At 63.8% G+C, this 15,053-nt stretch carries 13 protein-coding genes; 7 read left to right on the forward strand and 6 right to left on the reverse strand.

The window, feature by feature from the left end:
* Window positions 1-98 precede the first annotated feature (98 nt).
* From MESAU_RS25940 to MESAU_RS25955, 4 genes are all read right to left on the reverse strand, one after another.
* Window positions 99-1,346 (reverse strand): ABC transporter substrate-binding protein, encoded by a 1,248-nt coding sequence (locus MESAU_RS25940; protein ID WP_015318998.1) that lies wholly within the window; start codon window positions 1,344-1,346, stop codon window positions 99-101.
* Window positions 1,347-1,459: 113 nt separating this feature from the next.
* Window positions 1,460-2,605, reverse strand: coding sequence for an ABC transporter ATP-binding protein (locus tag MESAU_RS25945; RefSeq protein WP_015318999.1), 1,146 nt, complete (start codon window positions 2,603-2,605; stop codon window positions 1,460-1,462).
* Between the two features lie 89 nt (window positions 2,606-2,694).
* On the reverse strand, window positions 2,695-3,645 hold the full coding sequence (locus tag MESAU_RS25950) for a PfkB family carbohydrate kinase (protein ID WP_015319000.1): 951 nt from the start codon (window positions 3,643-3,645) through the stop codon (window positions 2,695-2,697).
* 3 nt (window positions 3,646-3,648) lie between these two features.
* Window positions 3,649-4,449, reverse strand: coding sequence for a beta/alpha barrel domain-containing protein (locus MESAU_RS25955; protein WP_015319001.1), 801 nt, complete (start codon window positions 4,447-4,449; stop codon window positions 3,649-3,651).
* Between the two features lie 156 nt (window positions 4,450-4,605).
* On the opposite strand from MESAU_RS25955, the gene MESAU_RS25960 reads away from it, so the two are divergent.
* The 3 genes from MESAU_RS25960 to MESAU_RS25970 all read left to right on the forward strand — a co-directional run bounded on the left by MESAU_RS25960 (window position 4,606) and on the right by MESAU_RS25970 (window position 7,808).
* A complete protein-coding gene (locus MESAU_RS25960; RefSeq protein ID WP_015319002.1) occupies window positions 4,606-5,367 on the forward strand; it encodes a DeoR/GlpR family DNA-binding transcription regulator in 762 nt (253 codons plus the stop codon).
* Between the two features lie 262 nt (window positions 5,368-5,629).
* Window positions 5,630-6,778, forward strand: a complete 1,149-nt coding sequence (locus MESAU_RS25965; RefSeq protein WP_015319003.1) for a Gfo/Idh/MocA family protein — start codon at window positions 5,630-5,632, stop codon at window positions 6,776-6,778.
* A 76-nt stretch (window positions 6,779-6,854) separates the two neighbouring features.
* Window positions 6,855-7,808 (forward strand): alpha/beta hydrolase, encoded by a 954-nt coding sequence (locus MESAU_RS25970; protein ID WP_015319004.1) that lies wholly within the window; start codon window positions 6,855-6,857, stop codon window positions 7,806-7,808.
* Here the strand turns inward: MESAU_RS25970 and MESAU_RS25975 are convergent.
* Window positions 7,796-8,830: a LacI family DNA-binding transcriptional regulator gene (locus MESAU_RS25975; protein WP_015319005.1), complete on the reverse strand. Its 1,035-nt coding sequence runs from the start codon at window positions 8,828-8,830 to the stop codon at window positions 7,796-7,798. The two genes, MESAU_RS25970 and MESAU_RS25975, sit on opposite strands and share 13 nt — an antisense overlap.
* Window positions 8,831-9,088: 258 nt before the next feature.
* On the opposite strand from MESAU_RS25975, the gene MESAU_RS25980 reads away from it, so the two are divergent.
* On the forward strand, window positions 9,089-10,042 hold the full coding sequence (locus MESAU_RS25980) for a tagatose kinase (protein ID WP_015319006.1): 954 nt from the start codon (window positions 9,089-9,091) through the stop codon (window positions 10,040-10,042).
* Window positions 10,039-11,322: a D-tagatose-bisphosphate aldolase, class II, non-catalytic subunit gene (locus tag MESAU_RS25985; RefSeq protein ID WP_015319007.1), complete on the forward strand. Its 1,284-nt coding sequence runs from the start codon at window positions 10,039-10,041 to the stop codon at window positions 11,320-11,322. Before MESAU_RS25980 ends, MESAU_RS25985 begins: the two co-directional genes overlap by 4 nt.
* A 219-nt stretch (window positions 11,323-11,541) precedes the next feature.
* Here MESAU_RS25985 and MESAU_RS25990 read toward each other — a convergent pair whose 3' ends face one another.
* The gene (locus MESAU_RS25990; protein ID WP_015319008.1) at window positions 11,542-12,471 is read right to left on the reverse strand and encodes an aldose 1-epimerase; all 930 of its coding nucleotides are present in this window, start codon (window positions 12,469-12,471) and stop codon (window positions 11,542-11,544) included.
* A 53-nt stretch (window positions 12,472-12,524) separates the two neighbouring features.
* Here MESAU_RS25990 and MESAU_RS25995 point away from each other — a divergent pair, with 53 nt between their 5' ends.
* Together MESAU_RS25995 and MESAU_RS26000 are read left to right on the forward strand one after the other, a co-directional pair.
* Window positions 12,525-13,325, forward strand: a complete 801-nt coding sequence (locus MESAU_RS25995) for a FadR/GntR family transcriptional regulator (RefSeq protein WP_224595545.1) — start codon at window positions 12,525-12,527, stop codon at window positions 13,323-13,325.
* Window positions 13,322-15,049, forward strand: a complete 1,728-nt coding sequence (locus MESAU_RS26000; RefSeq protein WP_015319010.1) for an IlvD/Edd family dehydratase — start codon at window positions 13,322-13,324, stop codon at window positions 15,047-15,049. Before MESAU_RS25995 ends, MESAU_RS26000 begins: the two co-directional genes overlap by 4 nt.
* Window positions 15,050-15,053 lie beyond the last annotated feature (4 nt).

Here is a 15,053-nt window from a genome sequence, read left to right on the forward strand (position 1 = left end):
AGAAAAGAGCTTCAAACCATTCGGAGTGGTCATTTGCCGGCTGGCCCGCCTAATGGCAGGCCAACCGGTAGATGGGCCGCAAGAGCGGAGCACGAGGGTCAGAATTTCGCTATCCAGCCCTTTTGCGCGGCAGCGGCTGCTTCTTCCGGCGTTTGCTCGCCGGCAAGCATCTTTTGAGCCTGCACGTCGAACTGGGTCATCAGGTCTTCAGCCACCGGCAGGCCCGTGAACTCGTTGGCGAGATAGCCGGTCTTGAAGATCTCGAAAGCCTTGCCGAAAGCCTTGTCGGAGGTCACGAAATCGGGCTTGGCGTTGACGTTGCCCGGGAAGGCGTTGGCAAGCGAGACGAGCTTGGCGTTCACCTTTTCGCTCATCAGATACTGGACGAGTTTCCAAGCCTCCTCCTGATGTTTCGAGGCAGCGGAGATGCCGATGCCCCAGGAGGCATAGGGAAGGCCGCGCTTGCCCGTATAGCCCTCCACAACCGGGACCGGGATGAGGTCGAAGTTCAGCTTGGGATTGCGCTTGCGGATGAGGTTCACATGCGCGAGCGAGTCGATCATCATCCCGACGCGGTCGTTGACGAATTCCTCGACTTTTTCCTGTTCGGTCTTGGTGGCGATGCCGGGCGAGATGGTGCCGGCGTCATTGAGCGATTTGACGAAGGAGAGCATATCCACCACCGGTTTGCCCTCGAGGGCGGGCTTGCCGTTCGCCATCATCGACTGACCCGAAGCCCAGACCCACGACATCATGTCGTTCTGGACACCGGAAGGCGTTTGCAGCGACAGAGGCAGCACCCAGCCATACTGGTTCTTGTCGGCGTGCGTCATCTTCTTGGCGGCTTCGAGAAATTCCGCGCGCGTCGACGGCAGCTTGGTCACGCCTGCCTGGGCGGCAAGGTCCAGATTGACGAAAACCGGATAAACGAACGAGGCGACCGGAAACATCACCGCCTTGCCGTCGACCTTGATGATATCGGCGACCTGGCTCTTGTCGAACTTGCTCGCATCCATCATCGGGTTCATGTCGGCGAGTGCGTTCTGCGCGTTCAGATTGTTCACCCAGGCGCCGTCGAGGCCGACGACGTCGCTGAGCGTTCCGGTTGCAGCCCCAACCGAGATCTGGTCCCGCGTGGTCGCGTAGGGGCCGCTGACCAGCGTCACCTTGATTCCGGGGTTTGCGGCCTCGAAGCCATCCATGATTGCCCTGAGCGAGCCGGCCGGCAGTTCGGGCTCCCACCATTGGGTGAATTCCAGCGTCGTGTCCGCCATGGCACCGGTTGCGCCAAGCAACCACGCGGCCGCGGCTATTTTCAGCATCGCGGATTTCATATGAAACGTCATATTCTCCTCCTTCTCTTTTATGATCGACCGCACAATGCCGCCGATCGTCTGGTTATTCAGAAGTCTTCTTACGCGGACGCCTCGCCCTCGCCCGCGGGCCTTGCCACGGATGTTCAGATCGCCAGATGCGTCTCGGGATCGAAGAAATGGAGCTTGGCATCATCCAGGGCCACCCGGATTTCCGAACCGGAGCGGGCTGCGCTGACCGGTTCGAATTTCGCCACCGCGTTCGACGCCCGGCCGAAATCCTCCACCGCGTCCGGGTCGCCGGAATCTACCCGGACCGCGTCGATGTTCAGGTGGACGATGTGCTCGGATCCGAGTTCTTCGATCGAGGTCACCTTTGCCGGGATCGTCTGGTACTTGCGACCGGATTCGAGGCTGCTGTCATAGAGATGCTCCGGTCGAATCCCGAACACGACCTTGCGTCCCGCATACGATCTCAAGCCCGGCCTGCGGACGAAGGCCTCATCCTGCAGCCGGATGGCGAAGGTGCCGGAAATCAGGTCGTCGCCCGCCAGGGTCGCCTCGAAAAGGTTCATCGAAGGAGAACCGATGAAGCCGGCGACGAAGGCGTTCACCGGCGATTCATAGAGTCTCTTGGGGGTGTCGACCTGCTGCAGCACGCCGCCTTTCAGCACCGCGACCCTGTCCCCCATCGTCATCGCTTCGGTTTGGTCGTGGGTGACGTATATGGTCGTGACGCCCAGCTGCTTTTGCAGGCTGGTGATTTCGGCGCGCATTTGAACACGCAGTTTCGCGTCCAGATTCGAAAGGGGCTCGTCCATGAGAAAGGCGGCCGGGTCGCGCACCATGGCGCGGCCCATGGCAACCCGTTGACGCTGTCCGCCTGAAAGATTCGCGGGTTTGCTGTCCAGCAGCGACGTCAGCTGCAGGGTTTTGGCGATCTCGTCGACGCGCTTCTTGCGCTCGGCCTTTGGCTTGCCTGCCAGCCTCATCGAAAAAGCAATGTTTTCGAACACGGTCATATGCGGGTAGAGCGCGTAACTCTGGAAGACCATCGCGATGTCGCGGTCCTTGGGCGGCATGTCGACGACGTCGATGCCGCCGATCCGAAGGCTGCCGCTGGTAATGTCCTCCAACCCAGCGATCATCCGCAACGCGGTGGATTTGCCGCAGCCTGACGGCCCGACGAGAATCAAAAACTCGCCGTCCTCGACCGACAGGTTCAAGTGGTCGATCGCGTTAAAATTGTTCCCGTAGGTTTTGCAGATATTCTCAAGAATGACTTGAGCCATATTCCTCCCTCCACAAGTCCAGCCCGCCGATTTTTATAGTTCTCCTTGGCTTATGTTCGCCTGCGAAATATTTGCTCGGACAGTTCAGGCTATGTACCAGTATCGAGCGGCGCATATTTCAGTTCGACTGCCGACGGCGCGTTCGTCGATGCAAGGAATTCCGTGACCTGGCCGTCGGTCGGCAGCGCCTCGCGCCCGCCCCGCCCCGTTATCGAAAGGGCCGCCGCCGCGGCCGCGAACGCGACCCGGCGTGGGGTGTCGGCCCCGCGCGTCAATGCCAGGGCATAGGCGCCATGAAAGCAGTCACCGGCGCCGGTCGAATCGACAACGGCAACCCGATGGGGAGGCAGGTGCCAGAGCCCTTTCTCGTCGCGTCCGCGATAATAGACGCCCCTGCCGCCATCCGTCAGAACCACGGCGGACCGCGACGGCAACCACAATGCATCGAGTATCTCGGCGGGCGAGCGGCACCCTGTGGCGATCCGCGCAAAGCCGAGGGGAAGAATGAGGTGGTCGCAGAGCGCGATCAGCTTCTCGGTGGCTGGGCCTCTGCTCCATTCGATATCGCCGAGGATCGCAAGGCCGAGATCGCGAGCCCGAACCACGACATCCAGCGACCGGATCGCGTAACTATCGACGATCAGGACTGTCGCGCGGCTGAGGACCTCGTCCGGAAAGTCCGGCGCGGTGCCCAGCATCGCTTCGTCGTCATAGGCGATGAACCGCTCCCCATCCGAGCCGACGGTGATCCGCGAGCGCACCGGGCGTGCGTGCGGGTGGCGCGGCGCGAATGCAGTTTCAACACCGCTCGCAACGAGATCGCACAGCACGGCGTCGTCCGCGGCACTGCCCAGCCATCCGACGAACCCGGCGGTGCCGCCGAGCCGCGCGACGGCGGCAAGGGCCGTCGCGACATTTCCGCCGAAAGCCCGGGCGCTTTGCAGAACCTTCCCCTTGCCCGCCGACAACGGCTGATCGACATAGACGATGTCGTCGATCGCAATAGCTCCGAAGCCGAGGATTGAAGGGACGGCGGGCATCGTTCAGGCACCCGCCCTTGCCAGGGCGTCTTGCGCCGAAAGGCCGTCATGGATGACGCCCCGAAAGGCTATCGCTGCTTTCTCCGGATCGCCATGCCCCCAGAGATTGCGGCCCACCACGGCACCGCGCGCACCGGCACGGATGGCGTCCGCCGTCTGCTGGAGGGCGCCGAGCAGCGTATCGGTCTTCGGGCCACCCGCGATCACAACCGGCACCGGGCATGTCCGAACGGTCTCTCGGAACGATTCGAAATCTCCCGTGTAACCGATCTTGATCACGTCGACGCCAGACTCGTAGCCGATGCGCGCCGCATAGGCGATCTCGTCGGGGGTGAAGACGATTTTTGCCCCGTCGGTGAAATCGCGAGGATAGATATGCGCGACCACCGGCATGCCGTAGCGGGCCGCTGCATTCACCGAATCGGTCAGCCAGCGTATGTATTTGCCCTCGGTCGCGCCGCGTACCGGAATGGCCACGGCCAAGGCATCGGCGCCGGCGCGCACGGCATCCTCGGGCGTTGCGATCAGCTCACAGATGCGATCGTCCGGGGTGAAGCAGCCGGCCTGGATCACCAGGCAGGCCTTGCCCGCGTATTGCGGCCATAGATGGCGCGCTGTGCCAGGCTGGATGCTGACGTAGTCGGGTTTGCCCACCATGACGCGGGCGAGCGCACCGGGCAGATCGGCAAGACCGCCTTTGCGCACGTCGCCATAGCCGACAAAGTGGTCGACCGCGCCGCCAAAAAGATTGCCCGATGGATGCGAGAAGAGGCGCGCAAGGCGCACCTGGGTTCCGAGGCTCATGAGTGCAAAATTCTCCAATCGATTGATTTCCAAATCCTGGATCCAGTGTTTTCGAAAGAAAGGATAAATGCAATCTTTCGAAATCTTTCGAATTCGCGTATTTTCGGTAGCGTGAGCCGAGGCCAGGGCTTGGCATATGGAGGCAAGGACAAGGCAATGTTGTCAGAGCAGAGACGCCAATCGATCCTGTGTGAGGTGCAACGCAGCGGACAGGTTCGCATCAAGGACCTGTCAGACGATTTTGGCGTGTCGGAGGTCACGGTCCGCTCCGACCTCGAGATACTGGACCGCAAGGGACTGCTGACCAAGACCCGTGGAGGGGCGGTGACCCGGACCACGGATTCGACCACGGCCGCGTTCGCCCGCCGGATGCAAACCAACCTCGATGCGAAGAAACGCATCGCCCGGGCAGCGGTAGAGCTGTTCGAGGACAACCAGTCGGTCATCTTCGACGGCGGCTCGACATTGATGCAGGTTGCCATGCAGCTACCGCCGCTCAACAATGTCGTGGTCGCGGCCACGGCGATGAATATCGTGCAGCATCTGATGCATCGGCCCGGGCTCGACGTTCACATGATCGGTGGCCGGGTCTATCCAGACACGGTGAGCACGCTGATTACCGATGCCGACACGGCTCTCGGCGGCTTGGTAGCGCATCAGGTCTTTGTCGGAGCGCATGCGATCGACTCGTCACTGGATGTGGTCGACGTGAACGAAGACATGGCGCGAACGAAGCGAATCCTCGTGCGCATGGCCCGGCGCGTTGTCCTCCTGGCGGATTCGAGCAAATGGGGCGTCAGCGGGACCTCCAAGGCCTTTTCGCTGTCGGGCGTCGATGTGGTGATCACCGACGATGGCCTGCCCGGTCCAATACGCAGCCAGCTTGATAGGATCGGGGCCATGGTGATCTATGCCTGAACCCGTCGCGATTCCTGGCCGCCCTCGAAATATCCGAGGCCGAATGACCCGCGGGCTTCGGCGCCCGCGATCGGCCGGTTTTCATGTCCGTCATTTTCTCCTCCCAGGGCCAGCAGCCTCCCGACACCGCACCAGCATTTCCGCATGTTCTATAAAAATTTTACGCGCGTCAATATTTAAAACGTTGTATAGCCATTTCGAGCCCGATCCGGCACCGTCGCGACGATCGGGCAGACGTGATCGCATTGGGAGGTACGACAGAATGCAGGCAAACTCACAAGCCAAACTCGGCATCGGTGTCATCGGATGCGGCAACATCTCGATGACGTACCTGCGCAATGCCGCGCTTTTCGGCGGCATCGAATTGCGCGCCTGCGCCGATATTTCAGCCGAGATGGCGGCGCTGCGAGCCAAGGAATACGGTATCCGGCCCCTTGACGTCGATGCGCTGCTGGCCGATCCCGAGATCGACCTCGTCCTCAACCTGACCATTCCGGCGGCGCATTTCGATATTTCATTCTCCGCCCTTTCGGCGGGAAAGCATGTCTTCACTGAAAAACCGCTCGCAACCTCGGCCGGCGACGGCCGCCGCCTGGTGGCGGAGGCGGCCAAACGCGGCCTGCTGCTCGGCTCGGCTCCGGACACTTTCCTTGGCGCAGCCGGACGCAAAGCGCGCCGCCTGATGGACGAGGGCGCCATCGGCCGCCCTGTCACCGGCACCGCCTTCATGATGGGGCGCGGCATGGAGCGCTGGCACCCCAACCCGCAATTCTATTATCAGCCGGGCGGCGGCCCGGTGTTCGACATGGGTCCCTATTATCTGACCATGCTGGTCAATCTGCTCGGCCCGGTCGCACGCGTCATGGCGATGGTGACACGCGGCCAAGAGGAACGCCTGATCACGGCCGAAGGGCCGTTCAAGAACACCAAGTTCAAGGTCGGCACGCCGACCAGTGTGCTGTCGCTGCTCGAATTCCGCTCCGGCGCGACCGTCACTTTCGGCGCGTCATGGGATGTCTTCAGGCATTCCAATCATCCGATCGAACTGCACGGCACGGAAGGCTCGCTGCGGCTGCCCGACCCGGATACGTTCGGCGGCACGGTGTCGCTGTCGGAACGCGGCGCCGACTGGAAGGATTTCGCCAGCGAAGGCGAACTCTACGGCGCCTGCAACTGGCCTTACGCGGCGCCCGACCGCGCCAACTACCGCATGCTCGGCGTCGCCGACCTGGTGCGTTCGCTGCAGACAGGCGCGACGCCCCGCGCTTCCGGCAATCTGGCGCTGCATGTGCTGGAGATCATGGAAGCGATCCTGCATTCGGGCGAGACGAAAAGTCCGGTCGCCATAGCAGGTGACGTCGTCCAGCCGGCCCTGCTTGGCGAAGACGAGGCGCGCGGCCTGCTCGCCTAAGCGTTCCTTGTTTCACGCAATTCCGGACGGAAAACCGCTGCACACTTTTCCTGGAATTGCTTTGACGGAGATGACGATGACGCTCGACCCAGATGCGCTGCGTGCCCTGGAAATCGGCCGTGCCGCCGGCGGCGAACCCTTCGAGAATGACAGCGTCGCGGCGGCGCGGGCCACGTACAACGCTTCGTTCCCGACGCTGCAGGGCGAGCACGAGCCGGTCGCGGCAACCGAGCAGCAGCAGATCGACGGGCCGAACGGCCCGGTGACGATCCGCATCCATCGCGGTATCGGCGCGCCGCGGACGGGGGCGCGCGCCGTGCTCTATCTGCATGGTGGCGGCTGGGTGATCGGCAATCTCTCCTCGCATGACGATATCTGCCGCTGGCTGGCCAATCTCGGCAACGCCGTCGTCGTCTGTCCCGATTACCGGCTGGCGCCGGAGCACAAGTTTCCCGCCGGGCTCGAGGATTGCGCGGCAGCGCTGCGCTTCATGGCCGCTGGAGAACTCGGCATCGACCCTACCCGTATTGCCGTCGCTGGCGACAGTGCCGGCGGCAACCTTGCCGCCGTGCTGGCATTGCTCGCCCGCGACAGGCTGGCGCCGCCGCTCGCCGCCCAGATCCTGATCTATCCCAACACCGATGCCCGCCAGACGGCGGACAGCTACCGGCGTTTCGGCGAAGGCTTCGGACTCACCGCCGCCACCATGGCCTGGTTCCGCGACCACTATGTGCGAACGCCCGATGATATCGCGGACTGGCGCGTATCGCCGCTGCTGGCCTCCAGCCTCGCCGGCGCACCGTCGGCCTTCGTCGTGATCGCCGGCCACGACATCCTTGCCGACGAAGGCACGGCCTATGCCGAGCGCCTGCGCGCCGACGGAGTGCCGCTGGCGTTGCGACACTGGCCGGGTCAGATCCACGGCTTCGTCTCGATGGGCCGCCACATCCTGGCCGCGCGGCAAACGGTAAGCGAGGCGGCGGCCTGGCTCCGCCTACAGACGCCGGAGCCGATCACTCAGGCCGACTGACGCATCACCAGGGTGGCGCCAAGCTTGACGTTGCGCGCCAGATCATGGCCGGACGGATCGGCCTCGTCCAGCAACGCCAGCAGGATCTCGACGCTGCGGCCGGCCATGGCGGCGAAGTCCTGTGCCATGGTGGTCAGCGCGGGACAGGTGTAGCGGCTCAACGGATGATCATCGTGGGCGGCGACGCGAAAATCGCAATCGGCGCGGCGGCCGATCTTCAGCCCGCGCGAAAAGGCGGCCGCCATCACACCGAAGGCGAGACGGTCATTGGCGCAGAGCAGCGTGCGGGCCGGCAGGCCGCCTTTCTCCAGCGTCCTGTCCATCCATTCGTGGCCGATGCGCTCGAAGTCCCAGCTATAGTCGCCCGCCGCCTTGAGAACGGTGGGCTCCAGGCCCGCGGCCTGCATCGCGTCGATATAGCTCTGCAGGCGTTCGCCCGAATTGTGGTTGACGTGCGGGATGTCGACATAGACAGGCGGTTCGCCGGACCGGCAGAGATAATCGACGATGGTCGAGGTGCTCTGGTGGTTGTCATTCCCGACGAATGGCGTGTCGCCTTCGATATAGGTGTCGAAATAGACGATCGGGATGTCCTCGCTCATCCGTTCGAAGACGCCGGGTTCGGAGACCAAGCCCAAGGGCGCGACGATAGCACCCGCGACCTTCAGCGACATCAGCGTCCTGACCGATTCCGCCTCCAGTTTCGGCGAACCGTGCGAGGAGATGACGATCGGCCAAAACCCTTCGTCGCGACAGCGCCGTTCGATGCGGCTGACCATCTCGGCGTAGAACGGATCGGTGATCGCCGGTACGACGATGCCGACATTGCGGGTGCGCTTGCGGTTGAGGTTGCGGGCAAAAACATTCGGCTGATAGTCGGACGAACTAAGCGCCGCCTCGATGCGCGCCCGGGTCGCCGGCTTCACGCTGGCCGGATCGTCGAAATACTTCGACAGGGTCGGCCGCGAAACGCCGGACGCCCTGGCGAAATCATCCATCGTCCGGTGGGTCTTTTCCGCCATCTATATTTCAGGCCCCTTATCCTCGATGCCAGCCTTAACGCTCTGGCGAGAATCAGTCTTGCGATCGTCGCGGTGAGGCAGCATTGCTTGAGCCAACTTATTCAGTCAAATTTCCACGGTTTCCAGTACAACGCAGAAGCATTGCGCACGTCAAATTATTTATTGACGCTCCGAAAACGACAACTTAGGTTTTGAACATGCACGGATAAAGGAATTTCTGGCCAAGCGGAGGCCGTCCGTCCGGCAGATGGTGAGGACATGAAGAAACTGGTTTGTGCCGGCGAGATCCTGGTCGAGATCATGGCCGAGCGGATCGGCCAGAGTTTTCGCGCTCCCGGCCCGCTGGTCGGTCCGTTTCCCTCGGGCGCTCCCGCCATCTTCGTCGATCAGGCGGCGCGGCTCGGCCAGCCGGCGGGGCTGATCGCGGCAGTGGGCGACGACGATTTCGGCCATTTGAACATCGAGCGCCTGCGTGCCGACGGCGCCGACATCTCGGCCATCACCGTCCATCAGGGTGCCGCGACCGGAACCGCCTTCGTCACCTATGAGAGCGATGGCAGCCGGCACTTCGTCTACAACATCAAGCAGAGTGCCGCCGGCCTGATCGAGATGGGCGCGGAAGCGCGCGCGCTGCTGGCCGGCGCCGACCATTTTCACGTCATGGGGACATCGCTGTTCTCGCCCGAGGTGATCGAAATTGCCCGCAACGGGATCGAAGCCGTCAAGATGCGCGGCGGCACGGTCTCTTTCGACCCCAACATCCGCAAGGAGATGCTCGATCTACCGGGCATGCGCGACGCCTTGCTCTTCGTGTTGTCAAAGGCCGACGTGTTCCTGCCGAGCGGGCCGGAACTCTTCACCTTCGCTGAGGCAAACGACGAGGAAAGCGCGGTACGCGAAATGCTGGACCGCGGCATCTCCACTATCGTCGTCAAGAAGGGCGCGCAGGGCGCCGTCCACTACGACCAGTCGGGGCGCACAGCCTCACCCGGCTTCGTCGTCGAGGAAATCGATCCGACCGGCGCCGGAGACTGCTTTACCGCGGCCTTTGTCTCCTTCTGGCTGCGTGGAGAGGCACCGGAAAGGGCGCTGCGAATAGCCAATGGCTGCGGCGCGCTGGCGGTGACGAAGAAGGGACCAATGGAAGGCATCGCCTCGCTCGCCGCCGTCGAGGCGTTCATCGAGACCGCCCGGACCGGAGCACCGGCATGAGCCAGGCGACCGATCGACTGGCTAGCATCGCCACGCGCCGTGCGGCCGGCGAACGCTGTGGCATCGCCTCGATCTGCTCGGCCCATCCGCTGGTCGTCGAAGCGGCGCTGCGCCACGGCAAGGCGCGCGGCGCCGATGTGCTGATCGAGGCCACCTGCAACCAGGTCAACCACGAGGGCGGCTATACCGGCATGACACCGCGCGATTTCCGCCGCTTCGTCGAGACGATCGCCGGCAAGGCCGGCTTTCCCCTGGACAGGCTGGTGCTCGGCGGCGACCATCTGGGCCCCAATCCTTGGAAGCACCTGCCGGCGCCCGAGGCGATGGAAAAAGCCGCACGCATGGTGGATGCCTATGCCGAGGCCGGCTTCACCAAGATCCACCTGGACGCCAGCATGGGCTGCGCCGGCGAAGGCGCGGCACCGCCCGACGCCACCATCGCCGCGCGCGCCGCCGAACTGGCCGAGGTGGCGGAGGCCGCGGTTGAACGAACAGGCGGCACCACGCCTGTCTATGTCATCGGCACGGAAGTGCCGGTGCCGGGCGGCGCACAGGAGGCCATGGACCATCTGGCGGTGACGACACCGGAGGCCGCGGGCGAGACGGTTCGCATCCACCGCGATGCGTTCAGCCGGCGCGGCCTCGACCAGGCTTTCTCGCGGGCGATCGGCGTCGTCGTGCAGCCGGGCGTCGAATTCGGCAATGCCGAGGTCATCGCCTACCGGCCGGAACGCGCCCGGGCGCTTGCCAGCACGCTGCGAGACCTGCCGCAATTCGTCTTCGAGGCCCACTCGACCGACTACCAGCCCACTGCGGCGTTGAGCGCGCTGGTCGACGACGGTTTTGCCATACTCAAGGTCGGGCCCTGGCTGACCTTCGCGCTGCGCGAAGCCCTCTATGGTCTGAGCCATATCGCCGACATTCTGGTTCCCGACCCATCGCGGGAAAGCCTGCCGGCGGCCATGGAGCGCGTCATGCTGGCGGCGCCCGGCAATTGGAAGAATTACTATCACGGCTCTGAGGCCGAGCAGCGGATCGAGCGGCATTTTTCCTACAGCGATCGTATCCGCTACTACTGGCCTGCGCCGGCGGCGCGGCAGGCCGTGAACGCGCTGATGCAGGCGCTGGGCGAGCGCGACATCCCCTCACCCCTGATCAGCCAGTATCTCGGCCGCCTCGACAGCGCGGTAGCGAGCGGATCCGTCGCGCCAAAGGCCAGGGAACTCCTCATCGCAGGCGTGACGGACGTTCTCGACATCTATGCCAGCGCAACCGGCTGATCCCGACTTTCATGGCTGTGGCACTAGGGCGCACGTGATGCGGCGCAACGCCAGATCGCGATGCGCGTCAGCGGCGGCGTCAAGGGCTCCGGCTATGGTTGCTTCGGCGGCAAGGCCTCGATCGCCGAATTCACCGATTTGCGCTGGGTGACGATCGAGGACCCGGGCCAGCACTATCCGTTCTGCAACGGCCTCGCTTCGGGCAAGTCGCGGCGAAGATCAAACAGCCAGCGACGGTATGAGGCGGACGCTGGCGGATTGTTTCTGGCCAGGGGCCAGCACAATGCAACCGGTGTCGATCTCCTTGTCGCCCCTCCGGTTGAAAGCATCGGTAATGTTGCTGACCGGCTCGGCGCAAAAGAACGGTTCGCCCGGCGGCGTGTAGAGGGCGAGGAAGTCGAGCGGCGCCTCTGCCTCGATGTCCAGCTGCCGCCCGTGTTCGGGCCAGGTAATCCGGGCGCGGCGCGCCCATCCGGTGAAGACCGTGTCGAACTCCACTTCCGATACGTCAAAGCCGATGGATGGATCGGCCCCCACGGGCGGCGGGACATGCCGGATGGGCAGCACCTCCGCATCGGTTTCCCACATGCCTGATACCCGTGCCTGGACATGCGTCCACGGTGTCGACGGGAAGTAAGGATGGAGACCGAGGCCAACCGGCATCGGCGCGTCCGACAGGTTGCGCATGGTAATGGTCATGCAAAGCCTGCCTTCGGCCAGCGAGATCACTTGCTCGGCTTCGTAGCTCCATGGCCAGGAATCGGCGGCGTGGCGATAGCGCAGGACGATCATGCTCGCTTCATGGCTCACGACGGCCCACGGGTGACGCCAGCCATGGCCGTGCTCATGATGTGGATCGTCCGGGGCCGTCGGCAATTGAATGGGGCGCCCCGCGAATTCAAAGCGGCCATTCCTTATGCGGTTGGAATAGGGCACGAGCGGAAAGCAGGCCATGGCGCCGGCATCGCCACGGCCGATCGCCGCTGGGTGAGCCGCACGCAGCCAATCCACGGCCGAACCATCCCGCCACCATCGATACGACGCCAGCGCTCCACCAGCGGCGGGAGCAATTTCAACCGTCGCGATGCCGTCGCTGATCGAGACCAGTTCCGTGTACTGCGCGACGGCCACAGCGAAATTCTTTGTCATCGGCACTCCCCCAATCCCTTGACTCCAATCCCCACGCCTATAAGACATATCATATGAATAGTATGAAGAATAGAAAATCATTCAGCACAGCCCGCACGTCACGAGTCGCGGTCGCGGTTTCCAGCGGCTCCACCGCGCTGCACGCCACCGTCGTCGAGCAGATCGGGCTGCGCATCGTGCAAGGCGACTTCCTGCCCGGCGAGGCGCTGCCCAATGCCGACGATTCCAGCGAGATGCTGGGGGTCAGCCGCACAGTGCTGCGCGAGGCGATCAAGGTCCTGGCGGGCAAGGGGCTGGTCGAATCCAGGCCGAAGACCGGCACGCGGGTGCGTCCTCGCGCCGACTGGAATTTCCTCGACCCCGACGTCCTGTCCTGGCGCTATACCGGCGGTGTCAGTGCGGAGGATGTGCGGGCGCTGTTTGAACTGCGCCGCGCCATCGAGCCGATGTCGGCGGCCCTTGCCGCGCAGCGTGCGACGCCGGCTCAGATCGCCGAAATCCATGCAGCGCTGGCTGAAATGGAAGCACTGAGCGATGACGGAGACCGCTTCGCCAAGCCCGATCTGGTGTTCCACCAGACCATATTGCGCATGACCGGCAACGAGCTGATCGGCTCGCTGGCCGCACTGGTCGAGACCGCGTTGGTAATGAGCTTTCGCCTCTCCAACGACAATCCGGAAGGGCAGCGCCATTCCTTGCCGCTGCACCGGGAAGTCGCCGAGAAGATTGCCGACGGCGACGCCGCCGGCGCGCAAAAGGCATTGCTGGTGCTTATCGACAATGCCGAGGATGACGTGCGCCGCAGCGTCGAGAACCGCAACAAACGCCGCAACGAGCGGGGCCTGCAATCGTGACCGAGACCAAACGCAAATTGCGGTCGGAAGCCTGGTTCGGCGGTGAAGGCAAGAACGCTTTCATGCACCGCAGCTGGATGAAGAACCAGGGCATTCCCGCTGACGCTTTCGACGGCCGCCCGGTCATCGGCATCTGCAACACGTGGTCGGAACTGACCCCCTGCAATGCGCATCTGCGGGCGCTCGCCGATCACGTCAAGCGCGGCGTCTATGAGGCCGGCGGCCTGCCGTTCGAATTTCCCGTGATGTCGCTGGGCGAGAGCAACATGCGCCCCACCGCCATGCTGTTTCGCAACCTGGCCAGCATGGATGTCGAGGAATCCATCCGTGGCAATCCGATCGACGGCGTCATCCTACTTGTCGGTTGCGACAAGACCACGCCGGCGCTCTTGATGGGGGCTGCCTCGTGCAACCTGCCGACCATCGCCGTCTCCGGTGGGCCGATGCTGAACGGCAAGTTCCGCGGACAGGATATCGGCTCGGGCACGCATGTCTGGAAATTCGCCGAGGAGGTCAAGGCCGGCCGCATGCCGGTCGCCGACTTCCTTGCCGCCGAGCAGGGCCAGAGCCGGTCGGCCGGCAGCTGCATGACGATGGGCACCGCCTCGACCATGGCCAGCATGGTGGAGGCGCTCGGCATCGGCATGCCCGACAACGCCGCGATCCCGGCGGTGGATTCGCGCCGAAGCGTGCTTGCCCAGTTGGCCGGACGGCAGATCGTCGATCTTGTCCACCGCGACGTGACGATTGCAAAGATCCTTACCAGGCAAGCCTTCGAGAATGCCATTCGCGTCAATGGCGCGATCGGCGGCTCGACCAATGCGGTGCTGCATCTGATCGCCATCGCCAACCGGGTCGGTGTCGATCTCGGCCTCGATGACTGGGACCGCCTTGGCCGCGGCGTGCCAACCATTGTCGACCTGATGCCGTCGGGCCGGTTCCTGATGGAAGATTTCTACTATGCCGGGGGGCTAGCTGCGGTCATGGCGTCGCTTGATGAAGTGGGGCTTCTTCATCGCGACGCCATGACCGTCAGCGCCAAGACCATCGGTGAACTGATCGACGGCGCGCCCAACTATAACCGTGAGGTCATACGGCCGCTGCGCGAGCCGCTGACCAAGGAGGGCGGCATCTCGATCCTGCGTGGCAATCTGGCGCCCAACGGAGCCGTCATCAAGCCGTCCGCGGCAACGCCCGAACTGATGCAGCATCGCGGCAAGGCGGTCGTCTTCGAGAACATCGAGCATTACCATGCCCGCATCGACGATCCGGAGCTGGATATCGACGCCTCCTCGGTGATGGTGTTGAAGAATTGCGGACCACGCGGTTATCCCGGGATGGCCGAGGTCGGCAACATGCCGCTGCCAGCCAAGCTGCTCAGAGAAGGCGTTTCCGACATGGTGCGCATTTCGGACGCGCGCATGAGCGGTACCGCCTACGGCACGGTCGTGCTGCATGTGGCGCCGGAGGCAGCGGCCGGTGGTGTGCTGGCCCTGGTGCGCGACGGCGACCTCATCGAGCTGGACGTCGCCGGCCGCCGTCTCGAGCTTTTGGTTTCGGACGAGGAACTGGCGATCCGCCGGCGTGACTGGAAGCCGCCGGAGCCGCCGGAGGGCGGCTACCAGAGCCTCTATGTCGAGCGCGTGCTGCAGGCCGACAAGGGCTGCGACTTCGACTTTCTCGTCGGCCGGCGCGATGCCGGCATCCCCCGGCATTCCCATTAGAGAG

The sequence above is a fragment of the Mesorhizobium australicum WSM2073 genome, assembly GCF_000230995.2.
In the GTDB taxonomy this organism is placed as follows: domain Bacteria; phylum Pseudomonadota; class Alphaproteobacteria; order Rhizobiales; family Rhizobiaceae; genus Mesorhizobium; species Mesorhizobium australicum.

What these genes read in the sequence shown, in the direction of transcription:
- MESAU_RS25955 (WP_015319001.1), bottom strand. Translation starts at nt 4,449, where the DNA reads ATGAGCCTCGGAACCCAGGTGCGCCTTGCGCGCCTCTTCTCGCATCCA.
- MESAU_RS25940 (WP_015318998.1), bottom strand. Translation starts at nt 1,346, where the DNA reads ATGACGTTTCATATGAAATCCGCGATGCTGAAAATAGCCGCGGCCGCG.
- MESAU_RS25945 (WP_015318999.1), bottom strand. Translation starts at nt 2,605, where the DNA reads ATGGCTCAAGTCATTCTTGAGAATATCTGCAAAACCTACGGGAACAAT.
- MESAU_RS25975 (WP_015319005.1), bottom strand. Translation starts at nt 8,830, where the DNA reads ATGGCGGAAAAGACCCACCGGACGATGGATGATTTCGCCAGGGCGTCC.
- MESAU_RS25995 (WP_224595545.1), top strand. Translation starts at nt 12,525, where the DNA reads ATGAATAGTATGAAGAATAGAAAATCATTCAGCACAGCCCGCACGTCA.
- MESAU_RS25970 (WP_015319004.1), top strand. Translation starts at nt 6,855, where the DNA reads ATGACGCTCGACCCAGATGCGCTGCGTGCCCTGGAAATCGGCCGTGCC.
- MESAU_RS25950 (WP_015319000.1), bottom strand. Translation starts at nt 3,645, where the DNA reads ATGCCCGCCGTCCCTTCAATCCTCGGCTTCGGAGCTATTGCGATCGAC.
- MESAU_RS25990 (WP_015319008.1), bottom strand. Translation starts at nt 12,471, where the DNA reads ATGACAAAGAATTTCGCTGTGGCCGTCGCGCAGTACACGGAACTGGTC.
- MESAU_RS25965 (WP_015319003.1), top strand. Translation starts at nt 5,630, where the DNA reads ATGCAGGCAAACTCACAAGCCAAACTCGGCATCGGTGTCATCGGATGC.
- MESAU_RS25960 (WP_015319002.1), top strand. Translation starts at nt 4,606, where the DNA reads ATGTTGTCAGAGCAGAGACGCCAATCGATCCTGTGTGAGGTGCAACGC.
- MESAU_RS25980 (WP_015319006.1), top strand. Translation starts at nt 9,089, where the DNA reads ATGAAGAAACTGGTTTGTGCCGGCGAGATCCTGGTCGAGATCATGGCC.
- MESAU_RS25985 (WP_015319007.1), top strand. Translation starts at nt 10,039, where the DNA reads ATGAGCCAGGCGACCGATCGACTGGCTAGCATCGCCACGCGCCGTGCG.